Genomic DNA, 18,514 nt, shown 5'->3' on the forward strand with positions numbered 1-18,514 from the left:
TCCGCATCCTCACTCATCGGCATCTTCAATGCCGCTTCCGTCGGCATTTTCAGCGTCGCCCAACACCCTGTGCCCACGGCGCTGCCGGCAGCGACCACGTACCCGCCCCAGGCTCGCGTGTCGACCTTCCACCCCAGACGTCCTGCGCTCCCACGTAGCCGCTTTTCAGCAGGCGCGGTGAAGTACAGGTGCTGTCCGCCACGGCGGGTGCGCACGGTGTACGTCTCGGTCGGCAGACGCTCGCCAGCGCGCTCGCAGAGTGCGGCGAACACGTCCAGACCATCGGCCATCCCCGCCCATTCAGCCGGTGCCGTGTCGGCAGCGTCCTTGGGGATGTCAAGGTCCACGACCACGAGGTGGGCCGGGCCGGTGGCAACGCCGACGTTGTACGGGGCTGATTCCCAGCAAGCTCGGATGCTGGTGGCGTCGAGAGTGGCGCGCTGCTCTGGGGTGCGGTGCCCGTCGGTGCACCGGCCCATGCGGGGGCAGTTGCGTTCGGGGTGTCCGGCGGGGCGCTTGTCTCCGGGGCGTAGAGGGAACACCGGCCAGTCACGTTCAGCGGCGTTCAGCGCTGCGTTCAGCAGCGCGGTGGTGCGGTCATGGGTCATGCTGGAGGCCTCCTGAGGTCTGTAGTGGGCTGGGAGATCGAGGGCGGCCCCGGTTCATTGGCGTGAGTGAGGGGCCGTCCTCGGTTGTGTGGGGGTCAGGCGTGGTGCTGCTGGGGGCGGTGTTCGGCTCCGAGCTGGATCAGCCAGGTGGGCCAGTGCTGTGGTTGGTCGCGGTCGAAGAACTCGGTGAGGTGGCGGATGCCGTCGCTGTAGGGCTTGTTTGTCTGTGCGCTGCGGGCGGGGCCGGTCACTTCGGCACGGACGGGATAGATCCCGTTGATGGGCCCGGGACTGTCGAGCCGGTAGATGAGCCGCACGGTCTGGGGCGTGATGATGCTCTTGCCGAGATCGCGGACGTCTGGTTTTCCGTGTACCTGCCACGTCACGGTGACGGTGTCGACCATTGAGGTCTCCTTAACTGGTTGTGACGGGGAGGGAGGCAAGCTGAGGCCTGGAAGAGTGCGAAAACCGGGGCCCACGGGATGTGTCTGGGGCGCCTCCCCTGCCTCCCCAATCCGGGGTATGCGCTGATCAGGGGCGGGGAGGGGGGCTAGGGGAGGCGGTAGGGGAGAACTCCCCACCTCCCCTACCGCCTCCCCTTACGAAGCGTTACTTTCGCCGGTGCCGGTGGCGCGTTCTTCGATGCCTTCCAGGACTCGGGAGAGTCGGACGGTCATGATTCCGCCGAGCTTGCGTGGCTCGGCCCCGACCTCGGCCAGGGCGCCGGTCAGGTCGGCGAACGTCCACTTGCCATACAGGGCCGGCCAGGTGGCGATGAGGGCGGCCAGTACTTCGGTTGACCGCATGGTGGGCTTGTCTCCGAGGACGGTGACGATGTTCGCTAGGTGGTCGACCGGCCCGGTGTCCGCTACCGGGGCCACGGTGATGCCTTCTCGCAGAGCGCGGGCGCGGGTGACCACGGGGGTGATCTGGTCGGTCTTGGAGTCTTTGCGGACGTAGTAGGCGCGGACCAGTTCGAACGGGTTCTTGGTGAACCCCACGGTGAGGGCAGTACCGACGTTCTCGGCGGGGTTGAGGGTGGTGGCGGTGATCCCCGCTTTGTGCTTCCCGGTGCCGAGTAGGCCGTCGTTGGCGACGTGGTCACCGACCGCGAACGCCACCCGGTGGGAGGTGTTGCGGGTGACGTCTTTCGGGATGCTGTCAGCGGTCGGTGAGACGGTGACCCAGATCAGCGTGATGCCGACCTTCCGAGCCTTCTTCATCACCTTGACCGCCAGTTCAGCCGCTTCGGGGCCGTGCTTCTTGTGCATGAAGAGTTCGTGGCACTCGTCGAAGACGACCACCTTGGGCCGCATCCGCACATCCCGTTCAGCGATCTTCCGGGTGAGGGCGACCTCTTCCCCGCCCAACGAGTCGAGGAGCTTCCCGCGCTGCGTGACCTCATCCCGCAGTCCCCGCAGCGCGATCAGGGCGGCCTCGATCTGTTCGTCTTCGTCGCCCTTGACCAGGGTCCGTAGCCGCGGCTTCATGACGTCGTAGTCGACGTTGTAGGCCATGACGTAGACCTCGATCTCTACCAGCCGATCGAGCATGGCACCCAGGAGAAGACCAACGACCAGGGACGATTTACCCGATCCCATGATCCCGCCGACCATGTAGTTGGCGGCCATGAGCTTGCCGAACACCGGCTCACCACGCTGGGACACACCCAGCGGCACGCCCTTGAAGTAGTCGGCCTCACCATCTACCAGCAGCGGCCAGTCCGGCACTGTCCCGGACAGGGACCCCTGATCAGCCACCCACAGGTCCAAGACACCGGGCTGGTCGTGCGGTTCGGTGGGCCAGACCTCCACCGGCTTCCGCAACAGATTGTGTGCCAGCACCGTCTTTTTGCCGTTGACCATCTCCACTGTGACGCCCAGAGGGAGTTGGAGTTGGGTGTGCCATCCGTTGCCCAACCGGCCGGTCCCGGACACCCAACGAGGCTGCCACCCCTCCTTGACCGCCTTGTTCAACGGCCCGATACCCAAATGCCGCAGCGCGTCCAAGATCGCGCCCTCATCGGGGACAACATCCCCCTGGCCACTGGCGCTTGGGGGCATGGACCAGGCAGGAGCCGCCCCACGCGACCGACCCACCGCCCACAACGCGACCAGAGCGAGCCACGGGCCGAACGCGACCAAAGGGCCCCACACCACGGAAACGATCACCGCGACCCAGTGAACCAACTCGATCACGCCCATGGTCGGAGCGATCACCATCGATACATCCTCAGTAGCGATCGCCATGGTCGTACCCAGAGCGAGCAGACCACCGACACCTAGCCCGGTGCCCCACAGGGCGGCTTTGGCCGCACGCTGAGGGGCTGCCAGCAAGTCCATACGCCGCTGATGCCGGGCAGCCCTGAATACTGCTGCCCGCTGCTCCCACTCAGCGGCTTGTTCGTACTGACCAGCCAACTCAGCGCCCCGCATCATCCGCTCATACCGGGCAGTCGTACGGCCGTCCCAAGCACGCCTGGCAACGATCCGGGTGCCACCGATGGTGTAGGCACCATGGCGGGCAACCAACGCAACCGCGGTGCGGGTGCGGTCATGGGTGGCAACCCGCCGAACGGACCGGACCGACCGCCGCACCCTGCCCGCTCGCTCGGCCGCATCGACCGGGGCCGGGACGGATTCCGGCGGGTTGGACGGCATGGGCGGAGCGTCAGGTGGGGTCTTGAAGAGAGGAACGACGTTGGCGTTGTCCGTCATGCTGGAAGCCTCCTGAGGTCTGATTCGGGACTGATGGGCCGGGGTGACCGCGCATCTTTGGCGAGAGCGGGCGGTCACCCCGGGCAGAGCTACTGGGCTTTCTTCGCGGTCTGTTCCTGCCGCTTGCGGGCCCCGTCGATGACCCGATCCACCCGACGCTCAAGGTCAGAGAGATCGACCGTGCCGCGCTGTCGGTCCGGGTCGGCGATACCGCGCTTGGCCATGCGGGCGATCAGCCATCCGACCCGCGCCTTCTCGGCGGTGGTCAGTTTCGGTTCGTCGCGGTTCATCGACGGGCCTCTTTCGCTGCGGTGGCGTCGAGGGAGGCGGAGAGGGCGAGTCGTGCGTACACGTCCGCGAGCCGTACGGCATCAAGCGACGGCATCGGACGTCCGGGCAGAGGGGTGAGCAGTTGTTCGGCGCGTGCCCGGTATTCGTGGCTGGTCATGGCGCCTTTCTGGCGCCGGGGCTGTCCCGGCTCCCCAACCCCGCCCGTGCGAGACGGGCAGGGCAGGCAACCGTCAGGCTCGCCGTAGTTCGTGTGTGTGGCACAGGACCGTGCCGATCAGCGGGCCGACCCGGTGAACGGTCCACCGACCGGCCGTCAGCGGACCGGGCGGAACCTCATCCACAATCCGACCCGTCCGTCCCTTGGCGCGGGGGTCGTCCTCACACGAGACGATCAGCACCCGGTCACCACCCTTGAACGCCACGTCCAACTCCTGTCAGCCACGACGGCGGGCTTGGGTGATGTTCTTGGCGGCGGCCTTGCCATCCGGACCGCCCACGGATCGCACGACGGTGACCAGGCCCCAGGTGATCGCGATGATGATCAGGGCCGTCACGGCGAGCGAGATGGCCATGGAGGTGAGGGCGGCGACCAGCAGCGGACCGAAGTAGACGGATGCTCCGACTGCTCCGGCGCCGATTCCGGAGCCGAGCGCGACGCGCTGCACGGTGCGGTCGGGTGGGGCTTGGTGGATGTGCTGGTGAACGATCTGCGGCGGTTGCTGGTGAGTGGTGGGGAGGTCGGTGGGGTTGATGTAGGCGTAGACCTGGCTACCGTCCGGCAGCCGCACCCGGGCCGGTTCGGGCAGGGACTCCATCAGTGACCATCCTTGATCAGGGTGTTTGCTGGTGGGTGGTGTCGCAGGGCACGCACATGCCGAGCGTGGGGGGGATGACGTATCCGGCATCGCGCTGACACTGGGGGCAGGTGCGGCGGGCGAGCATCGCGAGAGCGAGTGCGCCCCAGCGGCGGGCCGTCATCGGACGCACGGGGAGCGCGCGGTCGATGCGGTACAGGTAGGCGGTCAACGGGCCCCGGCGGCGCCGTGGACGCAGGGTCTGCGCCGCGATGTCCTGGCCCCCGGGCCGGAGCCCCATGGCACGGAGTTGGCGACGTGTCGCCAGCCCTTCGGGGGCCATGCGCCAGAGATAAGGTGGGGATGCCGTGGCGGGCGCCGGTCGGGTCGTGGCACTCGGCGGGGGTCATGCGGCCACCACCCCAGACTCACCGCGGGTTGCCCGTTCTGCCCGCAGTGCGTCGCGTAGGGTCCGGCCGTTCGCCGACGACGTACGGACCGCCCGGCGGATTGCTTCCCCGGTCAACTCCGAGTCGGACCAGTGAGCCGTAGCCGATCGGGCTTCATTCAGCAGTTCGTCGGGGGTGCGGTTCGGGCGGCTCGATCGGGCCGACTGTGGGACGGGGCCAGTCGACCGTGCTGCGGGAGTCGACTCCACCCCGACCGGGTCCACCCGTTCAAGGCCCGGGTCGGCTGATTCGGTTGGGGCGGTCCGCTCAGTCGACTGGCCCACGGGCAGCGCGGCCACCGTAGGGGCGGCGGTCCGGGTCGACTCTTGCAGCTCAGACCCCGACCGATCCTCCCAATCGATTTCCACTGATTCATTCCGGTCTGCGGTCGGGTCTGACCGCTGCTCGTGGTGCAGAACCTTGGCGACCAGGTCCGACCCGAAGTAGATCGACCCGACCGGCAGGGACGTGGCGAGTAGGACCAGGGCCCAGTGGGCGGGGTCCCATCCGGCCAGTCGACTCCAGTCGACCACCCCGCTGCCGGTCGGGCCGTGGAGGCCGTGGACGTAGTTGAGGACCAGCGACGCGACCGTGTAGGCGGCAAGTACCCGCAGCGCGAAGTCCCGATCCGGGCCGGTGAGTACGAGTGCGGCGACCAGGGCCAGTGCCATCAGTCCATCGACCACGAACGGATACAACAGTGCTGCCGTGGCGTCGGCACCCGTCGCCGTGGCGACATCCCGCAGCGCGTTCCACGACACCCGAAACGCCATGCCCACGACCGCGACCAGGGCCAGCACGAGCAACGTCTTGGCGTGGCGGTTCACTGGTCGCTCTCCTCGATCTCGTCGAGGTCTCCCGGCTCCCACATCCACGACCCGCCCCACCAGTCATCAAGCGTGGAGTCCGGGGCAGGGGCAGGAGCCTCAGGGCGCAGACCGAGCAACCGGGCCAGCGGGCGGGGGAGTTTCATGCCGCACCCCCAGTGGGGCTCACGGCGGTGGCGGCGTGGTTGGTCAGTGCGGTGCGGGCGGCCAGCACCCGGCGGCGAGCACGACGGATACGCCGCTCATCCAGCTCGGTGACCGGTCGATCAAGGACGCTGATCTGCGCATCGAGTAGCTCGATGCGCGCGGTGGTGAGCGGCGTCTCCCGCTCGATCGCGTCCAGCTCGGCCGGGGTGGGCTCTAGCCACGGCTCGAACGCGATCGCGGCATCGTGGAAAGTAATGTGGTTCATGGGTCGTGGTTCTCCCTAGTAGGTGGGTACGGCCCGAAGCGGTCCCGGTGTTCCAGCACCGGGATCGCGCCGTTGGAGCGGCTCTCCGGCTCCCCTCAGCCCCGCCCGTACAGCGCAAAGCGCCGGACGGGCAGGGGAGGCAACCGCCGCAGAACATGAGCTGCGGAAAGGTCGAACCGCGCGATCCGTCCAGGGAGCTCCCAGACGGATCACGCGGCGGGTCAAGCAACGCGGTGGGCGTGGCCGGCAGCGCGGGTCAAACGCCGCAGCGCCCCTGTATGTCGTCGGATCACGACAACTCCCAGGTAGGAGGGACCGGACGTTCACCGGCTGCCGTTGCCACGGCGGCTGGTCCCGAGTCCGCGAAATCGGGTGCGTCATCGTCACTGCTCTAACGCCAGCAGGGCGGCCATGCATCAGGTGGCACACGAGAGGCTGACCTCCGGGGATGGAGGGATGATCCCCACGGGTGTTCTCCAGAGCTGACACACGAGCAAAGTGCGCCGCCGACGGCCCTTACCCGGCCGCCACAGGGACAGGGACTTCCACCCCGTCGTTCGTTCACACACGCTGTTCAGTTCTCAAAGAAAAGCCAGATCCTCCCCGGTGGGCGCGGTAAACCCCTGGTCACAGGGGAATCCCGTCCTCACGGGACCCGCCGGGCGCTCTGCGGTCATGCGGTTGAACAGCCCAAAGAAGGGCTTAAGAGGAATAAATCCTCTTGCTCAACTTGTTGGTACAAGCTGATGCAGTGATGTTGCACCCACAGGCAGTGAGTCGTCAAGAGATTGGGGACCGCATGTACCAACAAGTTGAGCGAGTGGGCCATGATGGAGCCATGAACAAGCAGCCGAAGTACCGACAGGTGGCTGACGCCCTCCGTCGCGAGATCGACAATGGCGCCTATCCGCCGGGGTCTCGCCTGCCGTCCGAGAGTGAACTCTCGACCCGATTCGAGGCGTCCCGCAATACCGTCCGCTCAGGCCTGAATGCGCTGGTCAGTGAGGGTTTGATCTCTTCTAGCCAAGGGCTTGGCTATGAGGTGCGCAAGCACGAGGTCTTCGAACTGAATGCCTCTCGCTTCGAGAACCTGACCTTCCCGCAGAACGGCGACGCCTACAGCACGGACGTCACGAACGCAGGTCGTCGGCCTAGCCAGACGTTCCGTGTCGAGATGACGCCGGCCACCGCGTACGTTGCGGACCGTCTCAAGGTGGCTCTCGGGTCGACCACGGTCCTGCGGTTCTGCCATCGCTTTGTGGATGACGTTCCGTGGTCCACACAGGCGACGTACTACCCGGATTGGCTCGCCAAGCAGGCTCCCCGTCTTGCCGAGCCGGGTGACATTGCGGAGGGGACGACCCGGTATCTGGCGGCGGCAGGGATCGAGCAGGCCGGTTACTTCGATGAGATCGCGACCCGGATGCCGACGCCAGATGAGTCGCGCCTGCTCGATGTGGGAGCGGGCGTGCCTGTGCTGCTTTGGACACGCACGGGGTATGCGGACGACCGGGTGATCCGATGCACGATCACCACTTTCCGGGGCGACCTCAACCGCATGAACTACGAGATCGGCACCTTGCCCGACCGAAATGGGGACGAGCGACCGTGATCATAGAAACCGCGACTCCAGGCGACCTCACCTGCCTGCTTGGCTTCCGAGAGGAGGCCGCCGCGTGGCTGAGTGAGCTTGGCTCTGACCAATGGAGCAGGCCGTACCCGGCGGACCGACTCTTGAAGACGATCGAATCTGGGACCGTCTTCATGGTGAGGGACGGAGATATCACGGCAGCCACCATCACTCTGACCGAGGAAGCTGAGGAAGGGCTGTGGACAGCCGATGAGCTGGCGACGCCATCGATGTTCGTGAACAAGTTGACCGTTGCCCGCACCCACTCTGGGCGGAACCTCGGCGGAGAGTTGCTTGACTGGGCAGGCGACCGGGCTCACCGTCTAGGCGCCATGTGGCTCCGGCTCGATGCCTGGAGCACCAACGGTGCACTTCAGCGGTACTACCTGAATCAGGGATTTGAGCATGTTCGGACCGTCCGGGAGGGGGGTGCGGTCAATGGAGGCCCCCGTGTCTCCGGATGGCTGGCACAGCGCCCGACCTGTCCGGCAGATCTGCCGTTTACGGATCATGCGTTGGCTCCTGTGCGGCGCTCATGGGCCATGTGTGGGCCAGAGCTGGCCGACCGGAGGGACTCGGGGGCCTCGGGCACAGGTCAGGCGCCTAAGCGCGCCTGAATGTGGAGCGGTCTTGAAAGCCGACGCGACGCGGCCCGGGCAGCCCCTCGCCCTGAGGGTGACGGTTGCACCTTCTGACCGTCTCTACGGTGCCTTCCAGAGCCGTGCTTCCGTGCGTCGCGTATACGCCTCCCCCAGCGCAGGCCCCATGTAGAAGCCTCCCCGGGTCTGAAGTTACTGGCCTCTCGACAGGGGGTATGGAGTGGCATCTCAGTCCAGGTGCGGCGCACGCACCAAAGCCGGCACATCGTGCCGGAACCTCGCAGTGGTCGGCACCTCGCGTTGCGCGAAGCACCAAGGCCCCTGGTCGGCCTACGGAGTCGCACAGCGCAAGGAGAAGGAAGCCAAGGCGAAGAAGCGCAAGATCCGCAAGAAGCGGTAGACCCTCCCCGGACACTCCAGGGCCACCGGCGCAGTCTCATCCATAGTCTCGTTCGCGGCCGTACGCGGTCGTTCATCCACCCGGCATCGCCGTCCGTGACCTGCCGGGTGGACGCGCACGAACTGGTACGAACAGAGCCATGCAGAATTGGAAAGCGTGTTGGGGGCAACCCCTCACGAGTTCGAATCTCGTATCCTCCGCCAGTGCCTCACCGGGCACTAACGTTGAAGGCTCCCACCGCAAGGTGGGAGCCTTCAACGTTTCTCCGTCTCACTTTCCGTCTCAGTTGCCCTTGGACGGCTCCCAGAGCGCATCGCCGATCTGCTGCGCGACCTTCCGCGGCATCGGCCCGGTGACATGCATGTACCGAGCGCGCATCCTGGCCGCTCCCCCGGGCTCCCAGGCGAAGACGTAACCCTTGCCTTCCCAGTCACCGCCGGCCGCCACCGCTCCGCCACCTGTTCCTCCTGGTGGTGACGCAGGAGCTTGATCAGCGGATCGGGCAGGCCGACCGTACGACGCCCGGCACGGGACTTGGTCGACTTGTGTTCCCGCCGGGTCTGCTCACGACGCGGGCAGTAGCCAGCCTTCCGTCCGCACGGCTCAGAGGAGCAGCCATGGCGGTACTTCGGCCGGAGCCGGTTCTTACGGATACGGACATAGCCCGCGGCCAGATCCACGTCTTCCCAGTGGAGGCCGAGCGCTTCCCCTTGGCGAAGGCCGATCGCCAGGGCGACGACCCATCGGGCACTGTTGCGGAGCTTCGAGGCTTCGACCAGGAGGCTTTGAACCTCTTCGATGGTGTACGGCTCGATGTCCTCCTCTTCGAGCCGAGGAGCTTTGGCGATCTCCGCCGAGTTGGTGGGTACGTGGCCGCGCCGTACGGCCTCACCGACGCGCCGGGGTGGCACCGGCCGGACCTCTCGCCGGGTTGCCGCGGTGACGACCAAGACCCGCAGCCGGGACGGAGCGACCGCCAGGCCGCAGGAGTCCATGACCGACCCGTACGAGATGAGGACCCGGACGACTGAGAACGGCAGACCCACGGCCACCCAGTACACGGCGGGGTACCATGCCTTGGCCCAGACCGCCCCACCGCCCAGTGCGACGACGAGGCAGCCCAGGAGGGCGAGCGTCAGCAGACCGGGCATCTCAGACACCGGCACCGACCGTCGCACCGGCGGTCAGCGCGGCGGCTCGGTAGGCGATGCCGTGCCGTGCCTGGCCATTGAACACCGACTCCCACGGGCGGGCGACCAGACCGGGCAGCGAGACGAGCCCGCCCAGGGTCAGCCCCTGCGTGATGCCGCTTTCGGGAACGGTGACGTGGACCAGAGCGGACTCGCCTTCGTCGATGTAGACGACGCCGACCTTCATCAACGCCTCACCGGTCTCGGCATCCTTGGCGATCTCACCGGTCTGCCGGTCGCGGACTTTGGGCTCAGGAATCTCGGTCAGCAGGATCGTCGCGGTGGAGGTGTCAACACGGATGGAACGCACGGGATGTCTCCTCAGAGGTTCACCTCAATGCATCTAGTCGTCTAGACAAGATGCATCGGGATACAGGGTTCAGCAGGAACGAGACCCAGAGTGCCATACCTCTTGACCACTCGTCTATACGAGTTGGCGTTTTCGTGTGTACGAGTTCGCCGCGATCGATTCCCCGAGGGTCCGTCAGCATCCCGTGCGCGCAGGCCGGTTAGGTGGCGGGCAGTTGGTAGTTCAGTACGTACGCGTCCGCCGCCATGACCGTGTCGCAGACTTCCACCGCCCGTCCCTTGGTGTCGAAGGCGGTACGGATGAGATGGAAGACAGGCACACCAGCGGCGAGCCGCAGCGTCCTGACCTCCTGCGGCGAGGGCATCCGGGCCTTGATCTCTTCCTCGAAGTGGTCGAGGGTGTGGCCGAGTTCTTCCAGTCGGGCGTAGATGCCGCCAGGCCCCGGGTTGGGTTGGGCGATCGGAGTGTCGCGGGCGAGGTCGAGCGGCAGATACGAGACAGCGAACTCCACCGGCCGTCCATCGAGCAGATAGCGCCGCCGCCGAGCCAGGACCTTGCGGGGAGCTCCCAGCCGAGCGGAGATATCGGGGGTCGGGCGTTCCTCTTTCACTTCCAGGTTGTCCACCTCCGGATGGCTGCCGGCCGCATCGGCCTCCACGATGAAGGCGGACTTCCCCTGCTCCCGGTGACGGCGGGCGAATCGGTCCGAGGCGAGACGGCGAACCGGCGGCCGAGGCCGGACGAAGACGCCCTTGCCGTGTTCGGACGAGACCAGGCCCTCACTCTGGAGGATGGAAAGCGCGTTGCGGACCGTCATCCGGGAGACGCTGAAATGCTCGACCAACTCGGACTCCGAGGGCAGCTTGGCCCCCTCGGCGAATCGCCCCTTGTCGATGGCTTCCCGCAGCTGATCGGCGATCTGCCGGAAGACGGCGCGGTCACTGGTCGGGTCCAGTGAGCCGAGCAGGCCGGACGCAAGAGCGGACATGTGCACTCCTTTGGATATCTAGACAAGAGGCTGAGTGCTGTTGCTACGGTGAGCAGCCTAGCCAGCCCGCCGGGACGAGGAACGCCGAACGTGACTGCTGCCGAACGCCCCCACTCCGTGAGCGTCGCCGGGGTGATCGTGGACGACCACGGTCGCGCCCTGCTGATCAAGCGACGCGACAACGGGCACTGGGAGCCGCCCGGCGGAGTGGTCGAAGCCGGGGAGACCCTGCCCGAGGCGCTTCAGCGGGAGGTGCTGGAAGAGACCGGCATCAAGATCGAGCTTCCCGCGACCCTGACCGGCATCTACAAGAACATGACGGGCCTGATCGTCTCGCTCGTCTTCCGCTGCCGTGCGATCGAGGGCCAGCCGACCACTGGTGACGAGACCAAGGCTTTGCGTTGGGTCACTCGCGACGAGGCGGCCGAGCTGGCCGACGAGGCGTATGCGATCCGAGTCCAAGACGCACTCGACACCATGACCCCGCCTGCTGTTCGAGCCCACGACGGCGTGCGACTCATCTAGTACAAACCATCGGTCCATAGCCGCCCACCAGCATAAAGGAACTTGTATGCACGAGTATATGAGTGAAATCCGAGTCTGGGGCCTCACTTGTCCAGGATTCCGAGAGGAGGTCAGCCGGGCCAGGCGCTGGACCCGCGACATCCTCAACGGCCACCCGAGCACGGAAGACGTCGCAGTGATCGTCACGGAGCTGAGCGCCAACGCAATCCGGCACACGGCCAGCGGCGAGAAGAACGGCGCCTTCCACATCACACTCGCGCTCGCCGAGCACGCAGTCCTCGTATCGGTCGCCGACGCGGGGAGCAGTAGCACCGTCCCGAAGGTGACGTGCGCCGATGACATGGCGGTCAGCGGCCGAGGGCTCGACATGGTCACCACGCTCGCCGACCGGGTCGCCATCCACAGCACCGGCCACGGCCACACCGTCACCGCGGAACTACGGACACAGCAGCCGGAGGGCCACCCATGGTGACGCCCGTATCCGCCTTACCAAGCCGCCCCACCTATTGGTGCGAGGCCACCGCCCAACCCACGACCGGTGGCAACACCTGTTGGCTCGGCTCCTATATGGCCCGCAGCCCACGGTTGGCCTTGCGGTGGTTCACCTGCCGGGTCCGCGATGTCACCGACCAGCTCGATCCCCACTACGCCGCCCCTGGCCGCCACTGGCTCACCAATGACGCCGAACATGAGCGCGCCCGAACATTCTTGGCCGAAGGCGAGATGTACACCCTCACCCTCCACGACGACACCACACGGTACGTACTCTCCGCCCGCCCCACAGGAACAACCCGATGACCGCGCGACTCGTCACCCCCGGCTACTGGTGCGAATGCCAGACCCACACCACTAGCAACATGACACCCGTACCGGTCGGCTCACTCAACACCGACAGTGCAGTGCAGGCAGTCCGCTGGATCAGAACCGCAGTACGCACCATCGTCCCGGCACTGGACCCAGAGCCGTTCCAACAGGTACTCGACTGGCTCACGCTGGAGTACCTCAACACCGTCTTGACCCTCAACTCAGGCCAACCGGTAGCCTTCACCGTCACCCAGGCCACCACCACGATCCAATGGACCGCCAGACCAGTGCACTTCCTGCACCTGGCCCACCGAGTGGCTGGCAACCTCCCAGCCTGCGCAGACCAGTACACCGAACCACCATGGACTCAGTGAGTAACAACTTTCTCTACGGTTTCAAGGCGCCTCGCTCCGCTCCCCGCACGCGGCCCGGCTCCGGCCGGGCCCGCCGCTCCTGTCTCCGCCCCGCTCCGGCCCCGCCGGCCGCGCCGAGAGCGGGTGGATGGGTGGTGAACCCCGATGTGGCTGGGGCAGTCGGCTCTGCGGCTTTAGGCCAAGACCTGGAAGTTAGGGCTGTTCGGGGTTGGTTCGGCGGCTTGACGTGGGAACGGAGCCCGGCGCGGACTGTGAGTGTCGAGGTCACGGTTCGAGGGGGCTCCGTTGTCTGTTCAGTGTGCCACCGCCAGCGTGGTGGGGGGCCGGTCGTGGGTGTGGAAGCCCGGTCATTTAGGGGTGTTGACTCGGTGGGTTCCGCCGTCGCTGGTGGACGAGGTCGTCCATGCTGCGGGCCGGAAGGAACGGCGGGTGCGGCTGCTGCCGGCCCGTGTAGTGGTGTATTTCGTGCTGGCCATGGCGTTGTTCACCGACTGCGGATACCGCGGAGTGTGGGCGGCTTTGACGGCCGGACTGCCGGGGACGTTGGTGCCCGATCCGTCGACGGCGGCGTTGCGGCAGGCTCGACGCCGACTGGGGACAGCACCGCTGGCCCTGCTCTTCGACCGGCTCCGCGGACCGCTGGGCACAGCAGACACGATGGGAGTGTTCTGGCGGGGGCTGCGGCTGGTGGCCTGGGACGGGACCTGTCTGGAGGTGGCCGACAGCGGGGCCAACATCGCCCATTTCACCAGGCATGGCGTCCGCACCACCCGCCCGGCCGGCTATCCCCAGGTGCGGCTGACAGCCCTGGTCGAATGCGGTACCCGCGCGGTGATCGATGCCGTCTTCGGACCGCTGCGGCACAAAGAACTCCCGCAGGCCCACGACCTGCTGCCCGCACTGAAGCCGGGAATGCTCCTGCTGGCAGATCGTGGTTACGACGGCTTCGAAGCGATCCGGGATGCCGCCGACACCGGCGCCGACCTGCTCTGGCGGGTGCAGGCCGGGCGTCTGCTGCCGGTCATCCACCCGCTGCCGGACGGCACCTACCTGACCCTTATCGCAGACCGCCGCTCCGGCGACCGGCTGGCCAAGTGGTTGCACCGTGGCCGCATAACCCCGCTGCCTCCCCGGCTGACCGCGATCACCATGCGCGTGATCAGCTACGAAGTCACCGTCACCGATTCCGGCGGCACCCGCCGCACCAGCACCGTGCGCCTGGTCACCACCCTGCTTGACCCGAACAAGCACCCAGCCTGCGAGCTCGCCACCCTCTACCACCAGCGCTGGGAGATCGAGACCGCCTACTACGGGCTGAAAGTGACCCTGCGCGGCGCCGACCGTGTCCTGCGTTCACACACCGTCGACGGTGTCGAGCAAGAGCTCTACGCACTGCTGACCGTCTTCCAGGTCACCCGCATGGCCATCACCCACGCAGCGACCACCGCCGGCATCGACCCAGACAGACTGTCCTTCACCATCGCCCTGCGAACCGCCCGCCACACCGTGATCAGAGCCGACGCGTCCGGACCAGCCCGCATGGCCGCCATCCTGACCCACACCCGAAACCTCGCCGCCCCACGACGCCGCTCGCGCACCAGCCCACGCTGCGTCAAACGCACCCTGTCGCCCTACGCCTACAACAAGACCAGAGGCAGCGTCGGACACAAAACCACCGTAACCACCACCGTCACACTCCTGACCAGAACCGCCAGACCCTAACTTCCCGGTCTTGGGCTTTAGGCAGCCACCATGGGGCGAGCCTCGAAGATCGGGGCCCACATCGTGCCATAGCGGGCAGGTCCACAGACCGCCCGATTCGCTGGAAGCTTACGGGCCCCGATCTCTCGCCCCATGGCAGCTCCCACCCAAAGCCGCTCCACCGACCTCAACTCTCTTGATAATTCTCTTATCTACTCGATAGGGTCCAGTCATGGACTTCACAGTGCTGGCTCACGCCGTAGAAGTGGATCACGGCGTCAAGCGCGTATCGATGCGATTCATCAAGAAGTACGCGGCGCCTACGAGGATGCGGCTCAGTTCGGAGCTCAACGCGGAGATCACCAAGGCGTTGGCGGAGCACGGGCTTGTAACCCTTCCCAGGACACTCCCGACCTCCGAAGACGCCTTCATCTTTGTCTTGCAGGCGGACACCGTGTTGGGGGAAGCAGCGAACCTGTCTGTGATGATCTTCGCAGGACAGAAGATCGGCATGTTGGCTGATCTTCCTATCGAGACGCGGTTCCCCAGACTCGCAGAGGAGACCAAGTAGTACAGCAGTGTGGTACCGCAGAGCTACGGATCAGAAGGCGCAGGTGCCCACTCCATTCGCAACCGGGTAGGGATGTGCCACGGAGGGCCCTTGGGTTCGCCTTGGCACCCTTCCCGCTCAGCCTGAACCTTTGAAGGCAAGTGCCGACGAGTCCCCGGTTCAAGTCTGGGCCGGAGTGTCAGTGGCAGCCGCTAGCGTTGATCTCTGCTAAGCCGGCGCGCCCACGAATGGTTCGAGGTGCCCCTGTTGGCATGGCATAAGGAAAAGCATGGCAGCTTGGCTGATGTTGGCGAAGGACGCGAGCAAGCGAATCGGGGAAGGGTATGACGACAACCCTGAGACCCATTACAGCTGGGACGACACAGTGCCCAACCACTCCACCGTGAAGGTTGGCGACGTTATCGCGTTGTGGGACGCTGCCGAACTGCTGGGTCTGTCCGTGATCGAGGACATCATGCTGGGCAAGGCCACCAAGAGGACCCCGTATTGCCTCAAGTGCGACAAGGCGGACATGGCTGAGCGAAAGAAGAAGCTTCCCCGCTTTGTGTGCTGGAACAGCGACTGCAAGCATGAGTCCGACACAGCCGGCTGGAAGACGAAGTCCGTCGTCACCTATCGCAGCCGGCACGAAGCAGGCTGGATTCCGGCCCGGGGCACCCTGACCGCACCCGAACTTCGGGCCTTGTGCCTGAAGCCACGGTCTCAGAACAGCCTGCGCGAACTGCACTGGAGCCAGTTCCAGCAAGCCCTTGAGCATGGAGCCGTTCCACTACCGCTGAACATCATCGACACCGCGCACCAGGCCATCCAGGGTGGTCACGGCACCGCGACCATCCGGGTCCGAAAGGGACAACCGGCTTTCCGCAAGCAACTGTTGGCGATCTTCGGCGAGGTGTGCGCATTCACCGGCCCCGCGCCCGTTCAGGCACTGGAAGCAGCCCACCTGTACAGCTACGCCGCTAACGGCAAACATCACAAAGGTGGCGGACTACTATTGCGCCGCGACCTGCACAGGCTCTTCGATCTCGGCTTGATCGCTGTTAATCCGAAGGCCAAAGCCCTGCACCTGCTCGACGAACTCAAGTCATTCCCCGACTACGCAAAGCTGCACAACGCGACACTGGCCGTCAACGTCACCGAAGAACACGTCAAGTGGCTCACCAAGCACTGGACCATGCACCGCGAGGCAGCGGCGCCGAACGTGATCCCCCAGCAATCCGACGCCACGAACCATGCCCCAGCCAAACACGGATCGTGCCAGGTGAGTGTCTAACTGCGTGACAACGGAGTCGGACGCCGACGGACGCCCGCGTATATCGAAGGACGATAGCAGCAGCTCACAGGGTCCAGAGCCTCAGGTCGATCACTTCCCCAAGTTGCCTCGGGAAGAAGAGGTCTCCGTCCCATGGTCGGGCCAGAATGGCCAGCGGACACCGGTCAGCAGCGGTCAACCAAGTACTGTCCCTAACGCGTCGAGGGAGAGTACTCACACAGGTCAACAATCGGTCGTGCTCCTCCGGACTGCTGATTCCCAAGCTGATGGCTGTTCAAGTTCGCACCTGGCCACTCCTACTGGCCAGGTGCGGAGGCAGAGCGAAGGCACATCTCGGGGATGTGTTCAGCCAGAAGCGTCACGCGACTGGCCGGTCAGAGTCCTCGATCCCGGTTCCAGCGGCTCACGTGCATTCCGTAGAGGATGTTGCCGATGCCTGCCGTGAACATGAACAGCCAGAAGTGGACCCACAGCGACTGATGACGACGCCTCACACCCGCACCGCCAACGAACCCAGCAGACGATGCCGCAGAGGAACTGCTGCTGTTGTTGATGATGATTGTCGGAGGCTGCCCGTACGGCTGGGAAGGCTGCTGACCCGGCGGTGTCGCCATGCTGTATCGACTCCTTGGTGAGCTGAGGATGCAAGAGCGAGACGCACCATAGGAGTCCCCAAGGCGTCACCGCGGTCGAACGGGTAAATTTCACCCGGTCGGGGCAGTCGCCGTCCGTCTCAGTTCCCTTCTCATTCAGCGCCGTTCACGGCCGTTCAGATGAGACCGCAGCCGAAAGCCGACCTCACAACCGGCCGCCCATGAACGCAGGTGAACGCCCCCGGACAACACCCTCCACCCCACCACCACAGTTGGAAAGCGTGTTGGGGGCAACCCCTCACGAGTGCGAATCTCGTATCTCATGTTGAAGGGCCCAGTCGACGAGAAGCGCTGGCCACCCCCGCGCCTGCCGCCGCTCCTCGTGACCGAGCCGGCTCACCCCGTAATCGACCGTGTGCCGTGAGCCGCGCGTCCGACGGCACGGGCAGGCGCCTCGCGTCGTGGGAAGCGGGAGCCGCCACACCGCGCATGCCGTGCCTCCGAAGCCATGGGCTCCGGGACGAGGACTCTCCCGCGACCGCGTTGCCGATCCCGGCCGGTGCTGTCACAGCACCGGCCGGGGTGGCACCGGCCGCAGGGCTTCACCTTCGGTACGAGGGCCGTTCAGAGTGACGGATCACGACCGCACGATGGGCCAGGGCTCACGATCACATCGATGACAGACCTGGTACGCCGCCTCCTTCACTACGTCGCCCCGCGGAGTTTCGCCGCCGGGACTCTCGGACTCCGGCCGTACCACCGTCATAGGCCAGGCCTCTGGGCCGGGGTTTCCTGGAACAGGTCGGCGTGCTCGGTGAGGAGGTAGGGGGCGATGGAGCCTTGATAGGCGTCTCGGCGGTCAGCGGGGAGGTCCTTCCAGCCGGTGATGCTGCCGCGGCAGAGGTCCGTTCCGCATTGGCAGCTGTCGGGGAAGTGCTCGACCCTGTAGTTGCGCATCGCATAGTCGAAGGTGATCTCTTGGCCGGACGAGATGAGTAGTCGGGCGAACAGGTCGTGAGCTCCTGCTTCGTTCAGTCTGACTCCGCAGGTCGGATCGCAGGAGTGGTTCACCCTCGGCATCAGACCGTCGTGGCGGACAAAGCGGTCCAAGGCGATCTGAGAGGCGTGGGCATCGTTGCGATCGAGCTCCGCCCCGATGACACCGGCCAGGACGAGTTCGCCTGCCCGAAAGGACCGCGCGGCGAACACACCGGCACCCTTGCCGCCCGATTCCCGCAGCTCAACACCCCAGTCCGCAGCCGGCGACGCGACCATCTTCGATGGTTGGGCGGACTTCTGAGCACTCATCTATGAGCCCTTCTTCGGTCATCGCCCGTGTAGCCCACAGGTCTCAACCGCAGGTCGAGCCACCGGGCGAGATCAGAATGCGGACCCGCCCTACACAACCCCACAGGTCCGCCGTGCGCCAGAGGCATACCAGTCTGATCGAAACCCGAT

The 18,514-nt window shown here is 65.9% G+C and carries 25 protein-coding genes and 1 pseudogene; 10 read left to right on the plus strand and 16 right to left on the minus strand.

What is annotated here, in order from left to right; all coding sequences use genetic code 11:
• The 11 genes from NBG84_RS24025 to NBG84_RS24075 form a co-directional block, all read right to left on the minus strand.
• A partial coding sequence (locus tag NBG84_RS24025; RefSeq protein WP_250921660.1) for a bifunctional DNA primase/polymerase occupies positions 1–608 on the minus strand: 608 nt, incomplete at its 3' end.
• A gap of 95 nt (positions 609–703) precedes the next feature.
• A complete protein-coding gene (locus NBG84_RS24030; RefSeq protein ID WP_250921661.1) occupies positions 704–1,012 on the minus strand; it encodes a hypothetical protein in 309 nt (102 codons plus the stop codon).
• Between the two features lie 195 nt (positions 1,013–1,207).
• Entirely contained in the window at positions 1,208–3,325 is a 2,118-nt protein-coding gene (locus NBG84_RS24035) for a zonular occludens toxin domain-containing protein (RefSeq protein ID WP_250921662.1), read from the minus strand.
• Between the two features lie 89 nt (positions 3,326–3,414).
• A complete protein-coding gene (locus tag NBG84_RS24040; protein WP_250921663.1) occupies positions 3,415–3,615 on the minus strand; it encodes a DUF6257 family protein in 201 nt (66 codons plus the stop codon).
• Complete coding sequence (locus tag NBG84_RS24045; protein WP_250921664.1) at positions 3,612–3,773, minus strand: hypothetical protein; 162 nt, start codon at positions 3,771–3,773, stop codon at positions 3,612–3,614. The genes NBG84_RS24040 and NBG84_RS24045 overlap by 4 nt, the downstream gene beginning before the upstream one ends.
• A gap of 73 nt (positions 3,774–3,846) precedes the next feature.
• Positions 3,847–4,038, minus strand: coding sequence for a hypothetical protein (locus tag NBG84_RS24050; protein ID WP_250921665.1), 192 nt, complete (start codon positions 4,036–4,038; stop codon positions 3,847–3,849).
• Between the two features lie 12 nt (positions 4,039–4,050).
• Positions 4,051–4,431 carry a DUF6251 family protein gene (locus NBG84_RS24055; RefSeq protein WP_250921666.1) on the minus strand — a complete coding sequence of 127 codons (381 nt, stop codon included), beginning with the start codon at positions 4,429–4,431 and terminating at the stop codon, positions 4,051–4,053.
• Positions 4,432–4,447: 16 nt separating this feature from the next.
• Complete coding sequence (locus NBG84_RS24060) at positions 4,448–4,753, minus strand: RRQRL motif-containing zinc-binding protein (protein WP_250921667.1); 306 nt, start codon at positions 4,751–4,753, stop codon at positions 4,448–4,450.
• A gap of 63 nt (positions 4,754–4,816) precedes the next feature.
• Positions 4,817–5,686 carry a DUF2637 domain-containing protein gene (locus NBG84_RS24065; RefSeq protein WP_250921668.1) on the minus strand — a complete coding sequence of 290 codons (870 nt, stop codon included), beginning with the start codon at positions 5,684–5,686 and terminating at the stop codon, positions 4,817–4,819.
• Positions 5,683–5,832, minus strand: coding sequence for a hypothetical protein (locus NBG84_RS24070; RefSeq protein WP_250921669.1), 150 nt, complete (start codon positions 5,830–5,832; stop codon positions 5,683–5,685). Before NBG84_RS24070 ends, NBG84_RS24065 begins: the two co-directional genes overlap by 4 nt.
• Complete coding sequence (locus NBG84_RS24075) at positions 5,829–6,098, minus strand: DUF6284 family protein (protein WP_250921670.1); 270 nt, start codon at positions 6,096–6,098, stop codon at positions 5,829–5,831. The genes NBG84_RS24070 and NBG84_RS24075 overlap by 4 nt, the downstream gene beginning before the upstream one ends.
• Positions 6,099–6,936: 838 nt before the next feature.
• On the opposite strand from NBG84_RS24075, the gene NBG84_RS24080 reads away from it, so the two are divergent.
• The 3 genes from NBG84_RS24080 (at position 6,937) to NBG84_RS24090 (ending at position 8,727) form a co-directional block, all read left to right on the plus strand.
• Positions 6,937–7,710, plus strand: coding sequence for a GntR family transcriptional regulator (locus NBG84_RS24080; RefSeq protein WP_250921671.1), 774 nt, complete (start codon positions 6,937–6,939; stop codon positions 7,708–7,710).
• Entirely contained in the window at positions 7,707–8,345 is a 639-nt protein-coding gene (locus NBG84_RS24085) for a GNAT family N-acetyltransferase (protein WP_250921672.1), read from the plus strand. The genes NBG84_RS24080 and NBG84_RS24085 overlap by 4 nt, the downstream gene beginning before the upstream one ends.
• A gap of 202 nt (positions 8,346–8,547) precedes the next feature.
• Complete coding sequence (locus NBG84_RS24090) at positions 8,548–8,727, plus strand: hypothetical protein (protein WP_250921673.1); 180 nt, start codon at positions 8,548–8,550, stop codon at positions 8,725–8,727.
• A gap of 282 nt (positions 8,728–9,009) precedes the next feature.
• Here NBG84_RS24090 and NBG84_RS41785 read toward each other — a convergent pair.
• The 3 genes and pseudogenes from NBG84_RS41785 to NBG84_RS24110 all read right to left on the minus strand — a co-directional run.
• A pseudogene (locus NBG84_RS41785) lies at positions 9,010–9,665 on the minus strand (site-specific integrase); the annotation flags it as partial.
• 214 nt (positions 9,666–9,879) lie between these two features.
• Positions 9,880–10,227, minus strand: a complete 348-nt coding sequence (locus NBG84_RS24105) for an SCO3933 family regulatory protein (protein ID WP_250921674.1) — start codon at positions 10,225–10,227, stop codon at positions 9,880–9,882.
• A gap of 199 nt (positions 10,228–10,426) precedes the next feature.
• A complete protein-coding gene (locus NBG84_RS24110; RefSeq protein WP_250921675.1) occupies positions 10,427–11,215 on the minus strand; it encodes a GntR family transcriptional regulator in 789 nt (262 codons plus the stop codon).
• A 117-nt stretch (positions 11,216–11,332) separates the two neighbouring features.
• Between NBG84_RS24110 and NBG84_RS24115 the strand changes: the two genes are divergently transcribed.
• From NBG84_RS24115 to NBG84_RS24145, 7 genes are all read left to right on the plus strand, one after another.
• Positions 11,333–11,740 (plus strand): NUDIX hydrolase, encoded by a 408-nt coding sequence (locus NBG84_RS24115; protein ID WP_250921826.1) that lies wholly within the window; start codon positions 11,333–11,335, stop codon positions 11,738–11,740.
• Between the two features lie 46 nt (positions 11,741–11,786).
• Complete coding sequence (locus tag NBG84_RS24120) at positions 11,787–12,212, plus strand: ATP-binding protein (protein ID WP_250921676.1); 426 nt, start codon at positions 11,787–11,789, stop codon at positions 12,210–12,212.
• The gene (locus NBG84_RS24125; RefSeq protein ID WP_250921677.1) at positions 12,206–12,538 is read left to right on the plus strand and encodes a hypothetical protein; all 333 of its coding nucleotides are present in this window, start codon (positions 12,206–12,208) and stop codon (positions 12,536–12,538) included. Before NBG84_RS24120 ends, NBG84_RS24125 begins: the two co-directional genes overlap by 7 nt.
• Complete coding sequence (locus NBG84_RS24130; protein ID WP_250921678.1) at positions 12,535–12,918, plus strand: hypothetical protein; 384 nt, start codon at positions 12,535–12,537, stop codon at positions 12,916–12,918. The genes NBG84_RS24125 and NBG84_RS24130 overlap by 4 nt, the downstream gene beginning before the upstream one ends.
• A gap of 357 nt (positions 12,919–13,275) precedes the next feature.
• Entirely contained in the window at positions 13,276–14,640 is a 1,365-nt protein-coding gene (locus tag NBG84_RS24135; protein ID WP_308312107.1) for an IS4 family transposase, read from the plus strand.
• 211 nt (positions 14,641–14,851) lie between these two features.
• Entirely contained in the window at positions 14,852–15,190 is a 339-nt protein-coding gene (locus tag NBG84_RS24140; RefSeq protein ID WP_250921679.1) for a hypothetical protein, read from the plus strand.
• 268 nt (positions 15,191–15,458) lie between these two features.
• Positions 15,459–16,463 carry an HNH endonuclease gene (locus NBG84_RS24145; RefSeq protein WP_250921680.1) on the plus strand — a complete coding sequence of 335 codons (1,005 nt, stop codon included), beginning with the start codon at positions 15,459–15,461 and terminating at the stop codon, positions 16,461–16,463.
• 374 nt (positions 16,464–16,837) lie between these two features.
• Here the strand turns inward: NBG84_RS24145 and NBG84_RS24150 are convergent, their stop codons facing one another.
• Both NBG84_RS24150 and NBG84_RS24155 read right to left on the minus strand, forming a co-directional pair.
• Positions 16,838–17,077 carry a DUF8108 domain-containing protein gene (locus NBG84_RS24150; RefSeq protein ID WP_250921681.1) on the minus strand — a complete coding sequence of 80 codons (240 nt, stop codon included), beginning with the start codon at positions 17,075–17,077 and terminating at the stop codon, positions 16,838–16,840.
• A 741-nt stretch (positions 17,078–17,818) separates the two neighbouring features.
• Positions 17,819–18,364, minus strand: coding sequence for an SET domain-containing protein-lysine N-methyltransferase (locus tag NBG84_RS24155; protein WP_250921682.1), 546 nt, complete (start codon positions 18,362–18,364; stop codon positions 17,819–17,821).
• Between the last annotated feature and the right edge of the window lie 150 nt (positions 18,365–18,514).

Origin of the sequence: Streptomyces albipurpureus (assembly GCF_023701525.1) — a bacterium.
Taxonomy (GTDB): domain Bacteria; phylum Actinomycetota; class Actinomycetes; order Streptomycetales; family Streptomycetaceae; genus Streptomyces; species Streptomyces albipurpureus.